Origin of the sequence: Parabacteroides sp. CT06, assembly GCF_002257605.1 — a bacterium.
In the GTDB taxonomy this organism is placed as follows: Bacteria; Bacteroidota; Bacteroidia; order Bacteroidales; family Tannerellaceae; genus Parabacteroides; species Parabacteroides distasonis.
Genome location: NZ_CP022754.1, coordinates 4,499,090 through 4,522,500, shown reverse-complemented (window position 1 = coordinate 4,522,500; position 23,411 = coordinate 4,499,090). Strand labels below are relative to the sequence as shown.

Sequence of the window (23,411 nt, the reverse complement as noted above, 5' to 3'; positions counted from 1 at the left end):
TCATAATCTAGATCTACGGCGATTACAGCGTTTGCGCCCATTCGTGCCGCATGATCGCTCATTTCTTTCAAGGCCGTTTCTTTCGCTTCGCGTAAGACGCTCTCGTAAGAACCTGCACGTCCTCCGACAATATCCCGGATGCCTGCGAAGAAATCTTTGAATACATTCGCTCCGATGATCGTTTCACCGGATACGATTCCGAAGTACTGGGTAATTTCTTTTCCTTCGATCGTGTTAGTTGTTGTGAGTAACATAGCTTTTCAATTTAATCGTTTGAGGGCAAATATAAGATAAAGGGCGAACCAGTGTACTGATTCGCCCTTTGTTTTTATGTTTCTTTATATGAATTTATTTTACCGGTTGATCGGTCATGATAAACTCAAGCTTACCTCCATTTATGATATCGGAGTGGCTGATGAAAGGAGCCTTTAGGACTTTACCGTTTAGCTTGACTTCTTTAACGTATTTATTGGCGGGACTATTGTTGGTCGCGACGATCTCGAAAATACCTCCTTTTACGTGCATAGAAGCCTTATTTACCATCGGACGGCCCAATGTGTAAACCGGAATACCCGGACTTACCTGATAGAAACCTAGGGCACTCATGACATACCAAGCAGACATCTGTCCGCAATCCTCATTACCGATGATACCATCCGGTTCATTCGTGTAGAAATTCTGCATGATATAATCTAAATACTCTTGCCCTTTCCATGGAGAATCTGTCCAGTTATAAAGATAGGCCATATGGTGGCTCGGCTCGTTTCCATGAGCGTATTGGCCAATCAATCCGGTAATATCTCCGGAGGCTTCCGCCCCGTCAATCTGGGAAGAGGTGGTGAATAAGGTGTCCAAACGTGTTTCCAGCTCTTTCTTGCCACCGATAGCGGCGATGAAGTTGTCCATATCATGTGGTGCGAAGAAACTCCATTGGAAGGCATTCCCTTCGGTATAGTCGCTTTTCATATGCGAAGAATAGCGAGGGTTGAATGGAGTACGGAAAGAACCGTCGCCCATTACCGGACGCATCATTTTCGTCTCGGGATCTAAATAGCGTTTGTAGTATTCGGCTTTCTTGGCATACTCATTCGCCAACTCCATGTTGCCTGCCTTCTTGGCGATTTGGGAGATACACCAATCCTCGTATGCCATCTCCAATCCCCACGATACGGATTCGGGAACAGAGTCGGCGGGGACGAAACCATATTTCTCCTTATAGTAAGGGTGCATCGTGATCAGATCCAACTCACGGGTTCCTTTGAACTTCTCGGCAAGATCCTCACGGTAAACGGAAGAACGTGCGCCGGCTTCCGCCCACGTGCTCATATCACCTTCCGCTAAATCTTTCGCTACAAGATCGGCGAGGACCGAGACGGCCGGATATCCTACCATACAACCTGTATAACTAGAGGCTAAAGGCCATTTGGGTAATATTCCTCCTTCTTTATAACCTTGCACGAGTACCTTACCCCAATCTGTCGCTAAGTCCGGATTAATGATTGTCATTAACGGATGAAGCGCACGGAACGTATCCCACAAGGAGAATACGGAATAATTTACGTAACCCGGTTCGGCGGTATGCACTTTCTTGTCCATACCCAAATAACGCCCGTCCACGTCTTGATAAGCGAAGGGGGCGATCATGGTATGGTAGAGCGCCGTATAGAAATTGACCATGACTTTCGGATCTGCCTCGATCTGGATCAAGTTTAACGCCTCGTTCCAAATATGCGTTGATTCCTCACGGGTCTTATCGAAATCCCATCCGGGCAATTCTGCCTCGAGATTCTTCTCGGCGCCTTCCGGATCGACTACGGATAAGGCTACTTTTACATAAAGCGGTTGTGCCTTTTCAGCGAATTTGTAATGGAACTTCAAATCTTCTGCTGTATTTAGGCGTAAGAACAAGGAGTCTTTACGTAATTTCCCCCCGATGTATTGGTATACCGTCTCGATCGGTTCCGAGAAAGTAATCCGATATGACATAGAATGGAAATGCGCCCAACCTTGTGTCTTCACGGTTCCTTCCACCGTGGAGTCGTTTACAAGTAAATATTGGTTACCGATCAGCTTATGTCCCCAGTTCGGTTGAAGGATATGCCCTAAGTCAAGCAGGACACGACGTTCTTTGGGATTGTCGTATGTATATTTGTGGAAACCTACACGATCCGTAGAAGTCAATTCCACGTTGATACCAAAGTTATCCAAGCGTACGGCATAATACCCCGGTGTCGCTTTCTCAGTGTCTTTCTTGAAGGTAGCTACTGGTTTGATGGAATCTCCACCGGAGAAAGGTAATAAAGCTACGTCACCCAGATCACCGATACCCGTACCAGAAAGATGCGTGTGGCTGAACCCGTAGATATGGTCATCATCATAATGGTAACCACTACTTGCGTCCCATCCCAAGATATGGGTATCCGGGCTTAGTTGTACCATCGCGTACGGACGGGTAGCTCCGGGGAATGTGTGTCCATGGAACCCGGTTCCGATGAATGGGTCTACATACCTCACCTCATCTTGTAGTCGCGGCGACTCCGGCGCTTGCTTGCATCCTACCAGCAGGCAGGCAAGAGCGGCCTGAAAAAATAAGATCGTTCTTTTCACTGTTATTATTGATTTAGTTTGTAATAAGCGAATTATCAATCATCTGTCACAAAGATAATGGCTTTGGGGGAATATTGGAAATTTCCTTTTAAAATCTGCAACCTTTTTCGGGCTTGGCTCGTCTTATAGATAAAAAAGTATGGGAACAAACGAATTTACGACAAAGATATTGCCGCTGAAGAATAACCTTTTCCGGGTTGTTTTCCGGATTACCGGAGACGTGGAGCAGTCTGAGCAGATCGTTCAGGAAGCCCTGCTTAAGGTTTGGGAAGATCGGGATAGCTGGATTGTCATTGAGAACTTACCTTCCTATTGCATGATGGTAGCGCGTAATCTGGCATTGAGGGAAACCTATTCCGGAGATAAGGAAAGGATGGAGCGGTATGCGGTAAGGTAATCTGTTTATGGATCGTGTATGGACTATCAACGAATAAATAAGTTGCTGGATAAATATTGGGAATGCGCCACATCCGTGGAGGAAGAACGGGAATTACGCCGGTTTTTCTCCTCAGCGGTGATACCTCCCGACTTATTGCCCTATAAGGCTTGGTTCGTATCTCATGAGGCCGAGACATTGCCTCCCTTGGGGAAAGATTTTGATGCTCGTATATTGGAACATATCTCGGAAGATCGAAAATTAATCACTACATTTGGAACGTTATTTAAATCTATTACTCATTTAATACATAAGATTATGGGAACGAACATGAAGAAAGCCTTTACCACCCTTTTATGCCTTTTGTTTTGTATCACGATCTCGGCACAGGATAAAGCCGCAGATCTCAGTAAGCTCGTAGGCGATTGGTCCTTCTCTGCCCCCGACGCTCCGTATGGATATCAAGATGGAAGTTTTCAGATAAAGCAAGAGAACGGCAAGTTGACCGCTAAAGTGAATATACAAGGTAGTACCTTGGAGATAAATGATATCAAGGCGAAAGGAGATACCTATACCAGCTCTTTTTATGTGGATGGAACGCCTGTAGACTTAACTATGACCCAGAAAGGAAATAAGTTAGAGGGAATGGCCGACGCCGGAGGTATGCAGATTCCCGTGAAATTCAAGAAAACGAAGAAGTAACCGCTTTGTGGTACTGTGAGTTTCTGTTAACTTCGCGGCAAAAACTACAAAAGGATGTTTACAGTAATCGGAATCATGTTCTGCGGCATTGCCGTCGGGTATTTCTTTCGTAAAGTAGAATTGCTGCAAAAGATCGGTAAGCCTATTTCTTATACGATTCTTCTTCTTTTGTTCCTGCTGGGAATTTCGGTAGGGGCCAATGAGTCTATCGTGAATAATCTTACGACGTTGGGCGGGCAAGCCTTGTTGATCGCTTCGGCCGGTACGTTGGGTAGCGTCTTGGCGGCGTGGGGAGTTTATCATTTCTTTTTTAAGGAAAGGAGCCGGGGATGAAAGGGAGTTTGATCGTCGTGGGCTTCTTTGCCTTGGGGTGCTTGCTGGGATGGAGCGGTTATCTGCCCGGGGTCGTTATCGAGAATGATATAACGGTTTATGTACTTTACCTCTTGATGTTTCAAGTAGGGATTAGCATCGGAAGCGATAAGAAACTGAAAGAGATTTTGTCGAGCATACGGCCGAAACTCTTATTGGTGCCTCTGGCTACTATTATCGGGACGTTGAGCTTCTCGGCCTTGATCAGCCTTGCTCTTAACAAATGGAGCGTGTTCGATTGTTTGGCGGTCGGAAGCGGTTTCGCCTATTATTCATTATCCTCCATCTTGATAACAGAGCTAAAAGAACCGACGCTGGGGGCTCAATTGGCGGCGGAGTTAGGAACGATCGCCTTGATCGCTAATATTATCCGTGAGATATTCGCCTTGCTGGGCGCTCCGTTGTTCGTTAGATATTTCGGAAGGCTATCTCCGATCTGCGCGGGAGGAGCTACTACGATGGATACGACATTGCCGATCATCACCCGTTATTGCGGAAAGGATTTGGTCTTTGTCTCTATCTTTCACGGGATCTTGGTGGACTTCACGGTTCCGTTTTTCGTTTCTTTCTTCTGTTCGATGTGAGTGAAAGAGGCTTCCGAGATCTCGGAAACCACCTTGCAAGGTTGAAAAGTCATTTCCGAGGCCTCGGAAGGCATTTTACAAGGTTGAAAAGTCATTTCTGAGGCCTAGAAAAGCTATTTTACAGTTTGCAGCATCACTTCTACCGCTCTTTTTAATTGCGTGTCCTCGCCGGAGAGCTGCGCCTCGGGAGTATTGTACACCTCGACATCCGGTTGCAATTGTTGGTTTTCCAGATAATTGCCTTGCATATCTTTCACGCCTACTTGCGGGATACCGAACACCAAGGTCGGATCGATTTGCGTTTCCCACCATACGGCTGTCATGGTTCCCGGAACCGGGGCGCCGATCAGCTTGCCGATGCCTAAGGTCTTATAAACCCAAGGGAAACCATGAGCGTTCGAATAATTATCCTCGCACATCAAGACACAGGACGGTTTGGTCCACTTATTGTAAGGATCGCTACCGATGTATTGTCCGCGAGGCTCGAAGCGCTGATACTCCTTGCCGCTCAATAAGGTAGCCAGATCATCATGCAACCAGCCACCTCCGTTATGGCGGGTATCCACGATCACGGCTTTCTTATTCCGGCAACGGCCTAATAAGGCGGAATAGACCTCGCGGAAACTCTCGCTGTTCATACCTCTTACATGTACATATCCGATTTGCCCGTTCGATAATTTATCTACGGTTTCTTGGCAATTCTCGATCCATCTTTTATAAAGGAGGTTCGATTGCTCTCCGTTACTGATCGCTTTTACCTGTTCCTCGAAACGCTGTTTGCTGGTAGGATCATAGACAGAAAGCATTACTTTCTTACCGACTTTACCGCTTAGCAGTGGATAATAATCGGCGTCTTTCTTTATCGGTGTTCCGTCTATCTTCTCGATGATACAGCCTTTCTTTATCTGGCTGTCGGCCAATGTCAGCGGGCCCTTGGCGATGATTTCCTCGATCTTCAATCCGTCGCCCGTGTATGCGTTATCGAAGAAAGCGCCTAAGCTGGCGGTTTCCGGCCCGGTTAGTCCCGGATTGTAACGAGCGCCCGTATGGGAGCCGTTCAACTCGCCCAATAGCTCGGAAAGCATCTCTTGGAAATCAAAATTGTTGTTGATATGCGGAAGGAAACGGGCGTAAGCGGTCTCATACCCTTTCCAATCCATGCCCCGGAGTGTCGGATCATAGAACTTATCCAAGACTTGACGCCAAGCGTGATGGAAGATATAAGCACGCTCCTCTGCCGGACGATAAGCGAACTCGGCCTTGAAAGCGATCGGTTTTTCCTTGCTATCCTTCAACTCTATCTTTTTCAGTTTACCGCCGGCGGTAAGATAAAGGTTCTCTACTTTCTTATCGGCGAATAGAGTGCCTCGACCGACATTCTTGAGCAGTAATTTAGTGGACTTTTCCTTCAAGTCGTGTTCCCATAAATCAAAGCCTTTCTCGAAAGCGGCGCAATAATATAGTTTATCTCCTTTCGGGGCGAGTACGGCGTCTCCCAATGAGGATGAATGAGCGGTCAGGCGAATAATCCGGTCCTTGCGGTTCTCCAAATCAAACTTCAAGGGGGCTACAGGCTTATCCTTATCCTCTTTTTTCTTATCGGAATCTTTATCGGATGTCTTATCCTCGTCCTTATCTTTGTTTTCATCCGCTTCTACCAAGGCCAGTTCTTCTTTACTGAGGCGGAATTTATCGTAAGCCTCACCGTCGAAGAACATGATGTACACATCCCGCTCAGCACCCCAGCTACCGTGGCTGCGGAAACCGGCACGGTCGGAGGACCAGATCATGGCCTTACCGTCTAATACCCATTTCGCGTCGCCATCCGAATAACCGCTTTCCGTCAGGTTCGTTACCTCGCCGCTACCGTCCGCTTTCACGAGGGCGATATCCGTATTGTTCCATCCTCCGACGGAGATGTAATCTACCAAGAACCACTTGCTGTCTGGCGACCATTGGAAATGCTGGTCTCCATCGCTATACGAATAGAGGTATTTCCCGTCCAATACGGTGCGGACCTGCTTGGTCTTTCGGTTGATAACACGTAAGGTGGTGCGGTTCTCAAGGAAAGCCACCTCGTTACCATCCGGAGAGTATAAGGGTTGGAACGAGGTTTGTCCGGAGACGACAAGAGGCTCCTCTTTCAATTCCGGGGCGTACGTGAATTGCTTATCTTCGTCACGTGTAAGTTTACTTTCGTAGATTCCCCATGTTCCTTCCCGTTCGGCGGAATATACCAATGAACGTCCGTCGGGGCTGAAATCTATATTGCGCTCTTGTTGTGGCGTGTTCGTGATTTGACGAGTCGTCTGGTATTCAATAGAAGTTACGTAAACATCGCCACGAGTGATAAACGCTACCTCTTTTCCATTCGGGGAGACGGCGATATCCGTAGCTCCATCGGTCAGAAGACGATGGATCACGTCGTTCTCGATCTTATCCGCGACGATCAGGATATTCACCTTGGCAGGTTTCTGGCCTTCCTTAACGGTATAGATCTCGCCGTCGTAACTATAGCATAGAGTCCCGGAATTATCGGAGGTAAGGAAACGCACGGGGTGGGTGGTATGCGTCGTGATTTGTTTCTCGCTGTTGCCTGCCAAATCCTTCTTGAAGATGTTAAAGCTTCCTTTCTCCTCGCTTAGGTAATAGAAAGACGCCCCATCCGCGGCCCATACAGGATTACGATCCTCACCGCCAAAAGTGGTTACTTTCTGGAAAGAGCGATCTTTTCCAAGCGTACATAACCAGATATCACGGGTGATAGAAGATTGATGATGCTTGCGCCAAGGGTCCTCGTAACCTTTGTAGTCATTGTATAATAATTTACTGCCATCTTTGCTGAGGGCTATATTTTCCATGTATAACGAAGAATATAAATCCGGCCTTCCTCCGTCCGTGCTTATCTCATAGACTTGCATAAAGCGGGTGCCGGGGAATTGGATATCCTTGGCGTCTTGCAATACGTTGGCCAGATACAAGATGTGTCCGTTATCCTTAAAGGTAGTGGGATATTCGTTTGTGGAGTGGGTGGTGAGCCGCTTGGGTTCCCCTCCCTCCTTGTTCATGAGAAATACATCGAAGTTGCCGCTACGGTTGGAGGCGAAGGCTATTCTCTGTCCGTCGGGCGACCAGACCGGACGGGTATCATGCGCCGGATGTGTTGTCAACTGCCGGGCTTTTCCTCCGGAAGAAGGGACCGTGTAGATATCCCCTTGGTAAGAAAACGCGATCGTCTGCCCGTCCGGGGAGATCGCACAGTAACGCATCCATAACGGACTGTCGTCTGCTTGCGCCGCCGCCGATAAAAATAACGCCAGCGCAGGAATCATCAAGTTTTTCATGTGTACTCTATTTTAGATTTACAAATGTAATCGATTTTCGATATTTATTAGGAGAAATAATTGCGTAGATTAAATTTTTAAATATTTTTGCATATGAACTTTAAAACCGCCAAGATGATGACGAAATATAGGGTGTGTATGACTTTTATGTCCATTTTATTATTGCTATTTCATTTTGTGTTTCTGTTTTCTTGTGGAAAGCTACCGGAAAAAACATTTGCTTTTTCTGATAACCTGCGGATTGACTCTTTGGAACATATGGCTATGGATTCGATTTACCGGAATCCTCGATATGCTCATTCCGCATTGGATGAAGCTTTAAGTCTAACTAAAGATAGCGATAAATATTATAAATTACTTGCGGTTAAAAGCCAGATTTATTTTGCAAATAGTGTATATGATTCCGGGTTTGTTTTACATCGGTCAATTATAGATTATTGCGACCGTGTACCGATGTCTCCCAAGATACATGGACTCTTAGGGACGTTGAAAAATACGGTTGGCAATTATTATTCATTTTTGGATAAAACGGATTCGGCCCTCCTTTGCTATTCCGAGGCGTATCAAGAGATCCGGCAGAGTGAGATGGAGCATAAAATCCCGGATATTTATATCAATATAGCGGATATATATACCCGGAAAGGAGCTTACGATCAGCGAGCCCGCTACTTTCGCCAAGCTCTTTTCGTGAGTGATTCATTGGGTATTATGGATCGGATGTCCTTTCCTATTTATTTTGGTTTGGGCGAGACGTATATGGAATTGAGGGACTTTGACTTATCCGATCACTTTTACCGTTTGGCGGAGAAAGAACTGGATTCTCGTAACTTGAGCGAGAAATTCACCTTTTGCAATAGCCGGGGAAATTACTATTATTACAAGGAAGAGTATGCGAAGGCGCTTCCTTGGTTCTTGAAAGCCCGTGAGGTGGTACGTCCTACTCATATGGATTTCTATACTAACGTATGCGAGATCAATTTAGGGGAGATCTATCTATGTCTGAATCAGTTGGATTCCGCTCGTTTTTATCTGGAAAAAGGGTTTAGGTACTTCCATATCTATAATAATAAGACAGCCTTGTACCATTTGACGACCTTGAAGGCTTCGCTAGCTTTAAAAGAGGGGAACTCCGGGCTGGCTTATCAATTGTTGAGGAGTTACACGGATACGGTAGGCATAGATCCCAAGATGGTAGCGATCCGTAATAAGAACTTGCAGAATTACTTCGCTACCACGGGCGATTTTAGACGTGCCTATGAGTACCAAACGAAGAATAGCGTCATTGAGAACAATATTCGTAGCGAACGAACCCAGATGCGTGTCGCCGAGATCGATATGCGTTATAGCCAAGATACGACTTTACTCAAGCGGGAGGCTATTATTAAACAACAGGCCGGCCGGATGGAATACTTGGAAATGAGCCGTTGGGTTTGGATCTTGCTTTTTGTGATCTTGTCCATCGTCAGCGGCATGGCTTATTACTTTATGAAACGTAAACGGCATGCCCAATGGTTAAGCCATGTCGATCAGGTGACGAAACTGAAGATGGAGAGTATTCGCAACCGTGTATCCCCTCATTTTATATTCAATATATTGAACCGGGAGATTAGCTCGGAGGAAGAAGGAAGTTCCCGCCGTACGCAACTTTCCGGATTGGTGGAGTTGTTACGTAGTAGTTTGGAGATCACGGAAAAGCTTAGTATCACGTTGGAGGAAGAATTACGCTTTGTCCGGACTTACTTGAATTTGCAGGCGCAAGGATTAGGGCCGGACTTCCGTCTGGAATGGAATCTCGATCCCTCCCTTGACACGGGCGCAATCTATCTCCCGGCCATGCTGATCCAGATACCCGTAGAGAATGCCGTGAAACATGGCTTGTGTGCGATCGAGGGCGAGAAGCGATTATCTGTTTTCGTGGAGCGCGACGGGAAAGGCATCCATATCCGTATAGAGGATAATGGACCCGGGTATCGTCTGTTTACGAATGCGGGACATACGAACGGTACGGGGATGGGAACGAAAGTCCTTTACCGTACGATCCTATTGTTGAATAGGAGAAATAAAGAGAAGATCACCTATTCGGTCCAAAGCAAGGAGAAGGGGATGGGGAGCGGAACAATCGTCAGTTTCTTTATTCCGTTGGATTTTAATTACGCTTTCTAGGTATCGTGAATGTACGAAAGTAATCCGGGCTGTTTCCTCCGGATAGTGGATGGAAGCGGCCCGGATCGAATTGAATCGAATCGGTTGATTCGGGTTATAGTCGCTCAATGTCTTCAACAGAAAGTCCGGAGCATTGGGCGATAAGTTCGGAGTCAAGTCCTTGCTCCTTCATCTTTTGGGCTATCTGGAGTTTTTCCTCTTGACGGCCTTTCTCGATCCCTTTCTCGATCCCTTTCTGCATCCCTTTTTGCATTCCTTCCTGCATTCCTTTTTCAATCCCTTCCGTTTGTGCGTAATCGATGGTCGCATACCAATCCCGATAATTCTTTAGGTTTTCCTCGTAGATCGCACGTTCTTTTTCGCTGAGTGAGTTGACGTTCGCCACGTCCAGCAAGCGAAGGAAGGTCTCCTGTTCCTCCTTGAAGGGAGATTGTTCAAATAGGTTCATATTCTTCAATGTATAAATCCAACGTTCGAAGGAGCTCTTGCACTCCTCCTTGCTTAAACTGAATAACGGGAACGATATGTAGATCTGCTTCATCTTGATCTCATTGAACACCTTTCCCGTCCTCTCGTTAGCGAGGACAACATCCGTACGGAAGTCTGTGAACTCCGGCAACTTGAAATTCAAGAAATAAACTCCGTAGATGGGTAGCAACCGATATTGCCATTGCTTGCCGATTTGTCCTTGCCGGGCCACCATGCGACAAAGATAATAAAAACCTCTGTTAAAGAAATAGTGCTGGGGACAATTCTGCATCTCTAGGATGAACTTGGCCCCGGACACGTCCTCGCAGAGCAGGTCGAATATGATGGTACGGTTCTCGACGGTCTCTGGCTTGATCTCCTTGTCGAGGTAGGTGATGTCCTTGATCTGCCGTTCGCCGGCTAGGGCGGCGTTAAGGAACTTGATGGTAACTTGCTTGTCTTGGAAGACAGCCTTAAATCCAGCATCAGTCATGATGTCTACGTATTGTGCCATAGTTAAATGGTTTTAGGTGATTACTGCTCCAAAGGTAAGGTTTATTTTCGTATCGCGCATCCTGTTTATTGTATATTTCTTAAAAAGCAGATTCATGGTAGTCAGCTTTACTATTTATAGAAAGTACGATTAGTATTAATAGTAGTGCAAAATACTATGGATAGTAATCGGCTCCCATTTTGATCAATTTAAGATACCTTGTTTTTATATTTAGAAGTAAGATTTGCAACTGACCTGAAGTTCTTCCTATTTCGCATGGCATAACTGATATGCCTATCCCCATTGAGATTCTACTACTTCGTAAGCTTATGGCTTGACAAGCCTTGGATTATACGTTTGTGTATTCGCTATGATTGCATGTGAATGTTTGTGTTTTGTATTTATTATGCGGTTATGGATGGATACCATATATTAATGTACATGCGTACATTATATAATAGATAGAAACGGCTAGTCTAAACGATCGATTCTTTTAGTCATTTGCAAAGGTACGCGTTTCTTCGATACTTGCAACCCTTCCGGGCTATTTTTTTATCGCTTATCCTCTTTCTTATCAATAGGATAGGTTATCTTTTACGAAACAAGCGATTCCTTCAACGAACCTCCCGCTCGAGCTTCTAAAAAAACGCAAGATCTAAACGATCGTTTAGACTAGTCGTTTTCGAAAAAAACAAGGGTGCTAAATGACGGGATGGACTTTAATTAACACTATTATTAATATTAAATTTTGAATTTATGAACAAGAAGTTTTCTACTCTTTTGGCAGGTATGGCGCTGTTAAGTGTTATGTCTGTTAATGCACAGACTACACCAAGTCGAGTAGACCCGGAAACTGTATTGGGTCAAGAATGGCGTTTAGGTGGTTTGAAGGAGGGAGCTAATTCTGGTCTTTATCAGTTGAAGGTCATGGATGGCACTACTCCTGCTTATCTTGCGATGGAGCTAAATCGTGGAACAGGTGATTATGAACTACGTGTTTATAGTGCAAGCGAAGCTAAAAATAACTTAGAGGCTACATTGTGGTGTGTTTCTGTCTCTAATTATAATCAAGGTCAAGCTCCTATTTATGACTTCCAGAATAAATTGTCTGGAACTATGTTGGATTTGACAATGGCTGGCCATGAGAAGACTGAGAATGGTACGAATGGTGCTTGGAAACCTGTTTTAGGTGGTGAGATCGCAGGTTGGGCATTCTCTCGCTCATACAAGGATTTGGAAGAAAAGAGACCTTTGTATTCTTATTTCTCAACGGACTCAATTGTTGGTTTGAAAGCGGATCCTACTACCGGAGCTGTTAAGGTTGCCAAGTGGGGTGCTAATCAAATAGATGCCACTTCAAACGCCGCTGATGTGACTAACTTTGCTTTGGTTGGCGCAGCACAAATCGCATTGAGCGAAGATCAAGTAAATACGAAGTTGGGTCTTCTTCAAGATAACAAGGCTGGAGTACAATTGACTTTCACTCCGGACGTGAAAGGTACTAGCTTAAAGAATCCGTTCAATGAGCAGAAGTTTATCGCAGAGGATAAAGATAATAACAAATGGCTTTTCATCAAGCAAAAGGATAAAGACGCTTATTTGAAAGTTGATACGGCTTATACGAATGAGACAGGTACAAAGTTCTTAGCTTACGGTTGGACAGAGAAAGCAAAGGATAAAGCTGATGCTTACAGTTCTATTAGCTCTGAATTACGTGCTCAGCACCAGTTCAAATTTATCTATTCTCCGAGTGGCGATAGCTTGTACATCTATGTGAAAAAAGTTACTTGGAATAATGATGGCAAGTATTGGAATACGCACGTTACGGCTACTCCGGCTAACGAGCATGAATACTGGCGTGTTTCTTTGCAAGACTTGATTAAAGATGAAACTTGTATTTTGACAGTTGATCCAGAGGACCAGAACACTCATATTTCTTTGGGTCTTAGCGGATGTGAGGAAAAGGGTTCATCCAAGACTTCTGTTGACGATGGCGTTTACTTCATCAAGAATAAGAAAGGACAGTATTTAGCTTCTCCGATCTATGAGGATGGTACTATCCGTTGGACAACAGTGAATGGGGATGAGCAGAGTGTCGCTCATATGCCGGCTTACCAATGGGTTGTGTTGAAGAAGAATACGAGCAACGATAAGGTGAAGGCTGTGTCTCCGGTTACTATCTCTAACCGTGAATATGCGGATAATGTTACAAATATAGATCTTGATAATGATGGTCAGCCAGAGCAATATAAAACTGCTGTTTATTCCACTGTTCAGTTAAGAAAAGCGGAGGGTGGCTCTTATATGTTTGTATATGGAGATAAACTTACAGCGGAGTATGGATATGTTGATGTAGACTCTTTGTTCTTCGAGAAAGTTCCGGAAGCTTCTATTTCTGACCCGTACTTAGGTTACAGAAAGTTAGAGAAGGATTCTTTGTTGGTTAACAAATATACGTTTAACTATTGGCATCCTTATGCTACGGATAAATACATCGCTAAATCTACAGACTCTACGTTGACTGTGTTGGATGGAAAAGATGCTTTCGTAATTGATACATTGGTTGAGAGTTGGAGTAATAACTCAAAGGTGTTTGCTACTGTAGATATTCCTTACGGTTATAAGGTTAGCGAGGACGTAGCTAAGAATCGTATTAAGGGCTTGAAGACTCTTGTGAGAACGGCTTATAAAGTTTCTTATAAGGATAACAAGGGTGATCTTAGCCAATGGAAAGTGAATAAGGAAGATAAGTTTAATGTAGGTTCTAGTGCTACTGGCCATCAGCAATCTGATGTGATTTATTATGCGTTCTTCAAGGAAAACAATCATATCGGTGGAAAGCATTATTATGCGATTGTAAAAGCTAATAGTACTGCAACAAAATATGAGTTAGGTTATAAAAAAGCAGGCGTATCCGATTATGACGGTGCCGCTACTTTAAAGGATCAAATATTGAGTGAGACTCGTACTTCCGCTTTCGCTATCGAACCGGACAACACTCCGCTTTACCGTCGTTTCAGTTCTCTTGAACTTGAAGGTAATGAAGGTGACAAGGCCGATACTTTACGTTTTATCGAGAAATACCGTAAAGAATACTTGCAGGTTGAGAATAATAAGAACTTCATGAAAGAAGGTATTGACTTCTTAGGTATTTATACTCCGGATAAGACTGAGGATGGTTTGTCATTCATCGTTGATACCGCATGGGTAAACCGTGGTTCTGGTAATATCAAGCCTCAATATTTGATCTCGATTGATCGTAACGATTTCGAAGGAGTTGAAGGCGTACCTTGTACGGAAGATGACCATCACTTTACCGCAGAAGGTAAACCGACAGATAAATGGCATTGCGTTCACGCAAAACCGGCTGTTCCGGGCTTTGAAAGAGGTAAATATTTGATCAATTTCCATGATTTCGCTAATAAATATGGTTGGTCAACATTATCAAATGGGGAGCAAGATGCTGACTACATGTGGAAGAAATATGATCGTGCAGGTTTCGTGGAAGCTATCCGTGTAGCTGATACTTTGTATATCTTGAGAGATGAGTTCAAGAACTTACCGAACGAGAAGATCAACTTCGCTGATTTGAACAAGGCTGAGGAGGATGCTTGGACTGCGGCTAAGAAGGCTGGAGTATCTGAAGATGAATTTGTTTCACACAAATATATCTTATCTGGTGATAACCATAAGTATGTGACTTGGTCTATGCGTTTCGTAAACAAGGAAGTTGCCGCTAATGAGGTAGAAGCTGATAGAGCATTCTTGTTCGAGTCTATGAAGAGTAAACATGTTCCTGGTTACAATAATTCTGCTATGGGTGACATCGCTCCTACATATGCGGCTTGGTTGAGAATGCAGAATGGTTGTTTAGTTCTGTCTGATGATCGTTCTTCTAATTTCGATGAGATGAATACAGGTGGTGACGATGCTTTGATCTTTAATGTGGAGCAAGGTGATGATATCGCAACAGATAACGAAACAATCGATGCTGTAGAAGGTATCTCTGTAGTAGCCGGTAACGGTACCGTAACCGTTCAAGGCGCAGCTGGTAAGTCTGTAGTTATCACGAATATCTTGGGTAAGGTAATCGCTGAGACCGTTCTTACTTCCGATAACGCTACAATCTCTGTTCCTGCCGGTATCGTAGCAGTGGCTGTTGATGGTGAGGAAGCTGTTAAGGCTATCGTTAAATAAGAATTTAACAAAATAAGATAATCATACAATTCCCGTGCGGGTATCGATCCAAGTAATCCGTGACGGATGAACAGGCGGGAGTTGGATTAATATTAATACTAAAGTAATAAATTAAGAGGTCCGTAAGTACCTCCGTGAGGAGGAAGTACGGATAAAGGAACAAGAGGATGCGTCGATATAATGTACGCATCCTCTTTTGTGTTTATAGCGGGTGTTGAGGATAAATCCTGCTTCTACTTGCAAAAGAGCGAGATAAGCAACGGCACGCTGATCTCGAGGATAATCCCGTGAATAATAGCCACAGGTACGATATTCTTTCCGGAATACCGGCTGATAACGGGAAGACAAACATCCATAGAATTGATTCCCGCCACGGATACCGGAGCGAATTTACCAAAGAAAGAGGCATACAACGGTGCCCCGAATAAAGCTAACATTTCCCGGATGATATTAGCCAATAACGCGATAGCCCCGAGTTGCGAAGCGATTTCTATCCCTGCCGACGCCTCTTTCAGTTGTACGATAAGCAAGGAGGATAAGGAATAATAAGCGAATCCGCTTCCTACAGCCATACAATCATATATATTCCACGAGGTCAATAACAAACTCGCCGCCGCAGAGAATACTAACGTGCCGATGATCGTAAAGAACGGCAGTAACAAACTGGAAAACCGGATATCCTTTACCATCTTTCCTAATTCGGCGTTTGCTCCCAGATTCAATCCTACTTGGATAACGAGAGCGTATAGCAAGAATTGCGGTAGTTTTTCGCAATACGTGGAGATAGTCGTGTTGGCGAAGGTTCCGCAAAAGATTCCCGCTGTGAAACATAAGATAACGATTAGGTTATTTTTCATTGAGACCTCCTTTCTTGATAAATAATTTATAAGCGATAAAAGATGCTACCAGACTTCCCAATACTCCGCAAATAGCTAGTATGGCAGCTTGTATTCCAAACTCACCAATATTATTCAGCAAAGATTGGTTGGCTCCTATGGTAATACCAAATATGAACAACATCGTGAAAATCGTATAAGAGATGGAATGTTCCAATCCCTTGAAAGCGGGGACGTGTCGGCATAAATAACCGACGCTTATCCCCAGACCTAATAGACCTAGAATGATAAACATAAGCATATTGTATTTTGAGATGCGCAAGACATCCTTTCCCCGGAAACGAAGCATACGAATACTCCCTCTTTTCCGCAGAAGTTAAACTTGAGTGCAATTAATACCTAGATGTAGGTGTAGAAGAGAACTATAAAAAGAAGTCCTCTCAAGAAGAGTATGAATGGATTTAGACAAAACCGCTGAACCAATGAACATGCACGATCGTGTTACCCGAGAAAGCTCGGGTATACCATCTTTTTGAGTTGTTCAGAAGCTTCTTGTTCATCTTATTTGTATCATTGTTTGATTTCCGGTGCAAAGGTAGTAATAAATTAGAGATTCTAAAACTTTTTCTAGAATCGGATATATAAGGGACTTGACTTGGATTTTGGATCTTTTTATGTACATTTGAGGTCCTACCCGCTATTGGGCCAACTAAAAACGGATAGAACAGATATGATTAAAAGATAAGATTGGTTATGAGGAAAAGAATGATTTTAACAGCATTGGCGGCTGCCGCTATCCCTACGTTGTTGATGGCGGCGGATGAGGCGAGATTAATGCGCTTTCCGGCTACAAATGGTTCAGAGATTGTATTCTCGTACGCTGGCGATTTATATAAGGTCCCGGCTACAGGTGGTGAGGCACAGCGATTGACATCGTATGTGGGGTATGAGATGTTTCCCCGTTTCTCCCCGGATGGTAAGACGATCGCTTTTACGGGACAGTACGACGGTAACACGGAAGTGTACACGATGCCCTCTTCCGGCGGTGAGCCATTGCGTATCACTTACACGGCTACGAATAGCCGTGACGATCTGGGCGATCGCATGGGCCCGAATAATATCGTGATGACTTGGACACCGGACGGTAATGGTATTGTTTACCGCAACCGCATCAGCGATGGGTTCTCCGGTAAGTTATATACGGTAAATAAAGAAGGTGGCCTTTCCGAGGTGGTTCCCTTGCCCGAGGGCGGCTTTTGTAGCTATTCGTCCGACGGAAAACAATTGGCTTACAACCGGGTAATGCGTGAGTTCCGTACATGGAAATACTATAAGGGTGGTATGGCCGATGATATCTGGGTGTATAATCCGGAGAAGAAAAGTGTAGAGAATATCACGAACAATGAGGCGCAAGATATCTTTCCGATGTGGATTGGTGATGAGATCTATTTCCTTTCGGATCGGGATTACACGATGAACTTGTTCGTTTACAATACGAAGACAAAACAAATAAGTAAGGTGACGAACTTCACCGAGTACGACGTGAAATTCCCTAGCAGCTTCGGCAATACGATCGTTTTCGAGAATGGAGGCTATATCTATAAGATGGATGCGGCGTCGAAGAAACCGGAGAAAGTGAACGTAACCCTCGCCTCCGATAATGTCTACGCACGTAGCGAGATCAAGGATGGCTCCAAATATATCACGAGTGCCAGCCTCTCCCCAAAAGGTGAGCGTATGGTGGTGACAGCTCGTGGCGAGGTATTCAATATCCCGGTAGATAAAGGGGTTACGAAAAATATCACCCGTACTCCGGGAGCGCACGAACGTGACGCTCAATGGTCTCCGGACGGAAAACATATAGCCTATATCTCCGACGCTACCGGCGAGACCGAGCTGTATCTCCAAGATTCCGAGGGGGGCGAGCCTACCCAGTTGACCAAGAATAACGATACGTATATCCGTACTTTCCAGTGGAGTCCGGATTCCAAGAAGATTGTCTATACGGATCGTAAGAATCGGATCAATCTTTTGGACGTATCTAACAAACAGCTAACAACTATCTCACAAAGTCTGTTAGGTGAAGCCCGCAACGTAAGTTTCTCTCCGGATAATAATTGGTTGACTTATTCCCGTGTGTCCGATAATAATTTCTCGATCGTCTATGTCTACGATATCGCGGGTAAGAAAGAATATCCCGTGACCGATAAATGGTACGAGTCTTATTCTCCGGTATTCAGTACGGATGGCAAATATCTGGTATTCACTTCCGCCCGTGATTTCAATCCTACGTATAGCCAAACGGAATGGAATCATGTGTATAATAATATGGGTGGCGTATATCTGGCGTTATTGTCTAAGGATACCGCTTCCCCGTTTATGGAAACGGATGCGGAGGTCGCCATTGAATCTACCCCAGCGAAAGCGGATGCCTCTAAAAAGGACGAGACAAAGAATGAGGCTTCTACTCCGGTCGTAAAGATTGATATAGAGGGTATCACGGATCGAATCGTTAAGCTCCCCTTGCCGGGATCGAATTACTACGATCTTTATTCCGATGGAACGAACGTGTATTATTTCACGAAAGGCGGCATGAAGATGTTTGACTTGAAGAAACAGAAAGAGGAAACCGTTAGCGATGCCGCTATGATGGTTGATCCGGCTGGCAAGAAAGCTGTTTTCTTTAAGGACGATCAACTATTCGTAACCGATATACCGAAGGGTAAAGCGAATTTAAGCAAGCCGGTTAATCTGGCGAATATGAAGATCACGGTAGACTATACGAAGGAATGGGCGCAAATCTTCGATGAGGCTTGGCGTGCTTTCCGGGATGGTTTCTATCTGGAGAATATGCATGGCAAGGATTGGAAGGCGATCAAGGAGAAATACGCCGCCCTTCTTCCTTACGTGAAAACACGTTTGGACTTGAATTATATTATTGGCGAGATGATCGGCGAGCTGGGAGTAGGGCATGCTTATGTGAACCCCGGTGAGGTGGAAAGTCCTAAACGGGTATCGATGGGTCTGCTAGGTGCTGAGGTTTCTCGGGATAAGAGTGGTTTCTTCCGCTTGGAAAAGATCCTGCCGGGGGCTTCTTGGAGTAAGGAATTACGTTCTCCATTGACAGAGCCGGGTGTTGAGGCGAAGGCCGGAGAGTATATCGTCGCTATAGACGGAGTACCTACGAATAGCGTGAACGATATGTATAAGTTGTTGATCGGAAAGGCGAACGTTCCGACCGAGTTGTCTTTGAATAGCAAGCCTCAGTTGGCGGGCGCTCGTAAGATCGTAGTCAGTCCGTTGGCGGAAGAGTATTCTTTGTATCATTATAATTGGATCCAAGATAATATCAAGAAGGTGGATAAGGCGACGAACGGTAAGGTCGGTTATATCTATATCCCGGATATGGGGCCGGAAGGCTTGAATGAGTTCTCCCGCTATTTCTATCCGCAATTGGATAAGGAGGGTTTGATTATCGATGATCGTGCGAATGGCGGTGGAAATGTCTCCCCGATGATTCTGGAACGTCTGTCTCGTGAGCCGTATCGTTTGACGATGCGTCGGGGTTCTTCTTTGATCGGGACCGTGCCGGATGCCGTACAGGTCGGCCCGAAAGTTTGCTTGATCAATAAGTATTCCGCTTCCGATGGCGATTTGTTCCCGTGGGGCTTCCGTGCGCTTAGCTTAGGTAAATTGATTGGAACCCGTACTTGGGGAGGTATCATCGGTATTAGCGGCCCGCTTCCTTATATGGACGGTACGGATATCCGTGTGCCTTTCTTCACGAGCTATGATCCGAAGACGGGTAACTGGATTATCGAGAACCATGGTGTGGATCCGGATATCTTGATCGATAACGACCCCATCAAGGAATGGAACGGTGAGGATCAACAGTTAGACCGTGCTATCGAGGAAGTCATGAAACAATTAAAAGAACGCAAACCGCTAGCCCCTGTCCCCGCACCAAGGGACTGGAGCCATAAATAATGAGAGGTTATTTGTAGAGACGGGGCACGCCCCGTCTCTACAAATAAATAAATAGTAAACGGATTAAAAACTAGTAATCTATCTATGGAACGATTCGCAGCCATTGACTTTGAGACCGCTAATGGAAAGCGGAGCAGTATTTGCAGTATAGGTATCGCCATATTGGAGGATGACTGGGTAGTAGATAGCATTTATACCTTGGTACGTCCTACCCCTAATTTCTATACCCGTTGGACTACGGCCATACATGGATTGACTGCTGAGGATACGAATGACGCGTTATGTTTCGAGGAGGCTTGGGAAAGCATCGCCCCGAAACTAAAGGATCTCCCCCTTGTTGCCCATAACAGTCCGTTTGATGAGGGATGCCTGAAAGCCGCCCACGAGGTGTATGACTTAGCCTATCCGAAATATTCCTTCTATTGCACTTGCCGTCTCTCCCGGAAGATGTACCCATTTCTGGTAAATCATCAGTTGCAGACAGTAGCCGCCCACTGCGGTTACGACCTTACCCGACATCATAACGCCATGGCCGACGCTTACGCCTGTGCCCATATCGCCCTTACGATGATGCGGGAAAAAGAGGTCGATACCTTGGAGGCGCTTATGGCTTCCTGCTACTCTAGGTAACTATGGGGTGTTTTTCCCGGCTATTTTATCCACCACGACAGCGATAGCGCCATCTCCCGTCACGTTGCAAGCGGTGCCAAAACTATCCATGGCAATATAAAGGGCGATCATTAACGCTTGCAGCGTCTCATTGAATCCCAGCATACTTTGCAAGATACCCAAAGCGGCCATAATAGCCCCTCCCGGAACCCCCGGAGCCGCTACCATCGTAATTCCCAGCATCATGATAAATCCGCTGAAATTGGAGAAGGTAACCGGTTCTCCCGCCATGATCATGATAGCCATAGCGCAAGCTACGATTTTCATGGTGCTACCTGCCAGATGGATCGTGGCGCAAAGCGGAACGGTAAAGATCGCTATATTCTCCCGTACGCCATTCTTGACAGCCTGCGCCAGTGTCACGGGAATCGTGGCGGCGGAGGATTGGGTCCCTAGAGCCGTAGCGTAGGCCGGTAACATATTCTTCAAGAGGCGGAGCGGATTCTTCCCGGCTATGGCTCCGGCTATCGTGAATTGAATCAATAACAATAATACATGTAAGGCAAAGATGACTATGATAACCTTGAGGAACATCGTGATAATACTCATGACTTGTCCGCTCACGGTCATGTTCAGGAAGATACCGAAAATATGGAGCGGTAATAACGGGATGATAACCACCTCGATTAGCTTAATGATAATTTCCTTGAAATCCGTGAAAGAGTCACGCAGGGTGGTTCCCGCTATATTAGAAAGCCCTAGGCCAATCGTAAAGGATAGCAGCAAGGCTGTCATGACATCCATTAAAGGCGGCATATTTACCACGAAGTAAGGTGTCAGCATGAAATCTTCCGGATTCTCCATCGCCGTCAATTCCGTGTTGGTCGGTAGTATGTGCGGGAATATAGCCGATCCGCTCAGGAACGTGAAGAAACCCGAGAAGACTGTTGAACCGTAAGCGATCAAGGCGGTTATCAATAATAGCTTTCCGGCTCCTTTGCCCAGATCTCCTATAGCGGGAGTCACCAGCCCCAATATGATTAGAGGGATGGAGAACGATAGGAAGTTGCCGAACAATGAATTGAAGGTTACAAAGATACGTGCGATTCCTCCCGGTAAAAACTGGCCGAACAATACGCCGGCGGCGATAGCGATAACGACTTTAGTTAACAATGATACTCTGATCTTCTTCATGGTGTTGCTTTATTTTGAAGCCAATGGCGGCCATCGTAATACTCATCAACGGACTGATCAGGTTAAAGAAGCAATAAGGAAGATACGTCAGGGTCGCTACGCCTAATATCGTGGCTTGCGTCATGCCGCAGGTGTTCCACGGTACCAGCACGGACGTTACGGTTACGGAATCTTCCGTCGTACGGCTTAACAGGCGACTCTCATATCCTTTTTTCTTGTAGATATCCTTGAACATATTTCCGGTAAGGATAATAGATATGTATTGATCGGCCGTAACGATATTCAAGAATAAACCGGAGAATACGGTAGACGCCACCATGCCGACCCTCCGTTTCATAAAGCGCAGGAATACGGACGTAAGGCTTTCCAGCATACCGCTGGCCGTCATGGAACCACCGAAGCACATGGCGCAGATGATCAGCCAGATCGTATTCATCATACCCGCCATACCCCGGGTGGCGACCAAGCTGTTCAAGGCCTCGTTGCCCGTATCGATTTGGGTACTCCCGTAGAATGTCATGAATAATCCCTTAAACAGGGAGGAGGCATCCGCTACCGATGCTCCCGCTACCTCTTGCAATAAATGAGGCTGGAAAAAGATCGCGAGCACCCCCGCCATCGCTGTCGAGATAAACAAGGTGATCAAAGACGGTACTTTCTTGGCGATTAATATACCCGTTACCACCGGTACGATCAGTAGCCAGAGCGAGATATTAAAACTTTCGTTCAACGAGGCGGCAAACTCGGCTATTTGCCCGGATGCGTTCGAGGTATGCGTAAAACCCGCTATGGTAAAGATAATCAACGTGATCACCATAGACGGTATTGTCGTAAGCATCATATACCGGATATGGGAGAACAAAGGGGTATGCGTTACGGAAGAAGCTAATACCGTCGTGTCCGAGAGCGGTGAGATCTTATCCCCGAAATAAGCGCCCGAGATGATCGCTCCGGCTACCCATCCCGTAGCGAAGCCCTGTGCCTCGCCGATACCCATCAAGGCGATACCGATCGTGGCGATGGTAGTCCACGAGCTACCGGTCATAACGGATACGACAGCGCAGATCACGCAACAAGAGGCCAGAAAGAAACTCGGATGGATGATTTGCATCCCGTAATAAATCAAGGTCGGGACGATACCGCTGATCATCCAGCTACCGGATAAAGCGCCAATCAACAATAGGATAATTATAGCTGTGGCCACTCCCAATATGTTTTTACATATCGCCTCTTCTATATCACGCCATTTGACTTTGCAGAAGATCATGGCCAAAAGGGAGGCCACCGCCGTGGTGGTAAGTAATACGACTTGGCTTCCGCCGCTCAACGCGTCGCTGCCAAAAGTGCGTATGGTTACAAACAAAAGAGCTACCAGCACGAGGATAGGCACTAGTGAAAGTAGAGGGGAGGGCATCTTCTTAAGATGATTTTCCATTGTTCATTCAGTCGCTTAAATAATGATGGTGCGAAAATACTAAA

The 23,411-nt window shown here is 45.5% G+C and carries 16 protein-coding genes (1 of these 16 cut by a window edge); 8 read left to right on the top strand and 8 right to left on the bottom strand.

The window, feature by feature from the left end; translation table 11 throughout:
- Together CI960_RS19900 and CI960_RS19895 are read right to left on the bottom strand one after the other, a co-directional pair.
- A protein-coding gene (locus tag CI960_RS19900; RefSeq protein WP_005860908.1) for a YbjQ family protein crosses the window boundary here: on the bottom strand, positions 1-254 show its 5' portion. It extends 67 nt beyond the left edge of the window; 254 of the gene's 321 nt are visible here — the first part of the coding sequence; its start codon is at positions 252-254; its stop codon lies beyond the left edge, outside the window.
- 94 nt (positions 255-348) lie between these two features.
- Entirely contained in the window at positions 349-2,607 is a 2,259-nt protein-coding gene (locus tag CI960_RS19895; protein WP_005860910.1) for a GH92 family glycosyl hydrolase, read from the bottom strand.
- Between the two features lie 139 nt (positions 2,608-2,746).
- Between CI960_RS19895 and CI960_RS19890 the strand changes: the two genes are divergently transcribed.
- From CI960_RS19890 to CI960_RS19875, 4 genes are read left to right on the top strand one after another with little or no spacing between them, the layout of a single operon-like run.
- Positions 2,747-3,004, top strand: coding sequence for an RNA polymerase sigma factor (locus tag CI960_RS19890; RefSeq protein ID WP_005860912.1), 258 nt, complete (start codon positions 2,747-2,749; stop codon positions 3,002-3,004).
- 18 nt (positions 3,005-3,022) lie between these two features.
- Complete coding sequence (locus CI960_RS19885; RefSeq protein ID WP_005860914.1) at positions 3,023-3,685, top strand: hypothetical protein; 663 nt, start codon at positions 3,023-3,025, stop codon at positions 3,683-3,685.
- A gap of 54 nt (positions 3,686-3,739) precedes the next feature.
- Complete coding sequence (locus CI960_RS19880; RefSeq protein ID WP_005860915.1) at positions 3,740-4,018, top strand: LysO family transporter; 279 nt, start codon at positions 3,740-3,742, stop codon at positions 4,016-4,018.
- Entirely contained in the window at positions 4,015-4,641 is a 627-nt protein-coding gene (locus CI960_RS19875) for a lysine exporter LysO family protein (protein ID WP_005860917.1), read from the top strand. The genes CI960_RS19880 and CI960_RS19875 overlap by 4 nt, the downstream gene beginning before the upstream one ends.
- Positions 4,642-4,754: 113 nt before the next feature.
- Here the strand turns inward: CI960_RS19875 and CI960_RS19870 are convergent, their stop codons facing one another.
- The gene (locus tag CI960_RS19870) at positions 4,755-7,985 is read right to left on the bottom strand and encodes a S41 family peptidase (RefSeq protein ID WP_094582541.1); all 3,231 of its coding nucleotides are present in this window, start codon (positions 7,983-7,985) and stop codon (positions 4,755-4,757) included.
- A gap of 93 nt (positions 7,986-8,078) precedes the next feature.
- Here CI960_RS19870 and CI960_RS19865 point away from each other — a divergent pair, with 93 nt between their 5' ends.
- Positions 8,079-10,148, top strand: coding sequence for a histidine kinase (locus CI960_RS19865; protein WP_005860921.1), 2,070 nt, complete (start codon positions 8,079-8,081; stop codon positions 10,146-10,148).
- A gap of 94 nt (positions 10,149-10,242) precedes the next feature.
- Here CI960_RS19865 and CI960_RS19860 read toward each other — a convergent pair whose 3' ends face one another.
- A complete protein-coding gene (locus tag CI960_RS19860; RefSeq protein ID WP_005860923.1) occupies positions 10,243-11,130 on the bottom strand; it encodes an Rpn family recombination-promoting nuclease/putative transposase in 888 nt (295 codons plus the stop codon).
- A 735-nt stretch (positions 11,131-11,865) separates the two neighbouring features.
- On the opposite strand from CI960_RS19860, the gene CI960_RS19855 reads away from it, so the two are divergent.
- Entirely contained in the window at positions 11,866-15,306 is a 3,441-nt protein-coding gene (locus CI960_RS19855) for a DUF6383 domain-containing protein (RefSeq protein WP_005860925.1), read from the top strand.
- A 233-nt stretch (positions 15,307-15,539) separates the two neighbouring features.
- Here CI960_RS19855 and CI960_RS19850 read toward each other — a convergent pair whose 3' ends face one another.
- Both CI960_RS19850 and CI960_RS19845 read right to left on the bottom strand, forming a co-directional pair.
- Positions 15,540-16,163, bottom strand: coding sequence for a lysine exporter LysO family protein (locus CI960_RS19850; RefSeq protein ID WP_005860926.1), 624 nt, complete (start codon positions 16,161-16,163; stop codon positions 15,540-15,542).
- Positions 16,153-16,437, bottom strand: coding sequence for a LysO family transporter (locus CI960_RS19845; protein WP_227211147.1), 285 nt, complete (start codon positions 16,435-16,437; stop codon positions 16,153-16,155). The genes CI960_RS19850 and CI960_RS19845 overlap by 11 nt, the downstream gene beginning before the upstream one ends.
- Before the next feature lie 458 nt (positions 16,438-16,895).
- Between CI960_RS19845 and CI960_RS19840 the strand changes: the two genes are divergently transcribed.
- Entirely contained in the window at positions 16,896-20,129 is a 3,234-nt protein-coding gene (locus CI960_RS19840; protein WP_005860930.1) for a S41 family peptidase, read from the top strand.
- Between the two features lie 84 nt (positions 20,130-20,213).
- Positions 20,214-20,759, top strand: coding sequence for a 3'-5' exonuclease (locus CI960_RS19835; protein WP_005860932.1), 546 nt, complete (start codon positions 20,214-20,216; stop codon positions 20,757-20,759).
- Here the strand turns inward: CI960_RS19835 and CI960_RS19830 are convergent, their stop codons facing one another.
- Positions 20,760-21,932: a dicarboxylate/amino acid:cation symporter gene (locus CI960_RS19830; protein ID WP_005860935.1), complete on the bottom strand. Its 1,173-nt coding sequence runs from the start codon at positions 21,930-21,932 to the stop codon at positions 20,760-20,762.
- Positions 21,901-23,367, bottom strand: a complete 1,467-nt coding sequence (gene nhaC, locus CI960_RS19825) for a Na+/H+ antiporter NhaC (protein WP_005860937.1) — start codon at positions 23,365-23,367, stop codon at positions 21,901-21,903. Before nhaC ends, CI960_RS19830 begins: the two co-directional genes overlap by 32 nt.
- Positions 23,368-23,411: the final 44 nt, after the last annotated feature.

Coding starts and splice junctions, on each gene's coding strand:
- CI960_RS19870 (WP_094582541.1), bottom strand. CDS start 7,985: ATGAAAAACTTGATGATTCCTGCGCTGGCGTTATTTTTATCGGCGGCG.
- CI960_RS19835 (WP_005860932.1), top strand. CDS start 20,214: ATGGAACGATTCGCAGCCATTGACTTTGAGACCGCTAATGGAAAGCGG.
- CI960_RS19865 (WP_005860921.1), top strand. CDS start 8,079: ATGAACTTTAAAACCGCCAAGATGATGACGAAATATAGGGTGTGTATG.
- CI960_RS19855 (WP_005860925.1), top strand. CDS start 11,866: ATGAACAAGAAGTTTTCTACTCTTTTGGCAGGTATGGCGCTGTTAAGT.
- CI960_RS19880 (WP_005860915.1), top strand. CDS start 3,740: ATGTTTACAGTAATCGGAATCATGTTCTGCGGCATTGCCGTCGGGTAT.
- nhaC (WP_005860937.1), bottom strand. CDS start 23,367: ATGGAAAATCATCTTAAGAAGATGCCCTCCCCTCTACTTTCACTAGTG.
- CI960_RS19890 (WP_005860912.1), top strand. CDS start 2,747: ATGGGAACAAACGAATTTACGACAAAGATATTGCCGCTGAAGAATAAC.
- CI960_RS19840 (WP_005860930.1), top strand. CDS start 16,896: ATGAGGAAAAGAATGATTTTAACAGCATTGGCGGCTGCCGCTATCCCT.
- CI960_RS19875 (WP_005860917.1), top strand. CDS start 4,015: ATGAAAGGGAGTTTGATCGTCGTGGGCTTCTTTGCCTTGGGGTGCTTG.
- CI960_RS19860 (WP_005860923.1), bottom strand. CDS start 11,130: ATGGCACAATACGTAGACATCATGACTGATGCTGGATTTAAGGCTGTC.
- CI960_RS19845 (WP_227211147.1), bottom strand. CDS start 16,437: ATGTTTATCATTCTAGGTCTATTAGGTCTGGGGATAAGCGTCGGTTAT.
- CI960_RS19830 (WP_005860935.1), bottom strand. CDS start 21,932: ATGAAGAAGATCAGAGTATCATTGTTAACTAAAGTCGTTATCGCTATC.
- CI960_RS19885 (WP_005860914.1), top strand. CDS start 3,023: ATGGACTATCAACGAATAAATAAGTTGCTGGATAAATATTGGGAATGC.
- CI960_RS19850 (WP_005860926.1), bottom strand. CDS start 16,163: ATGAAAAATAACCTAATCGTTATCTTATGTTTCACAGCGGGAATCTTT.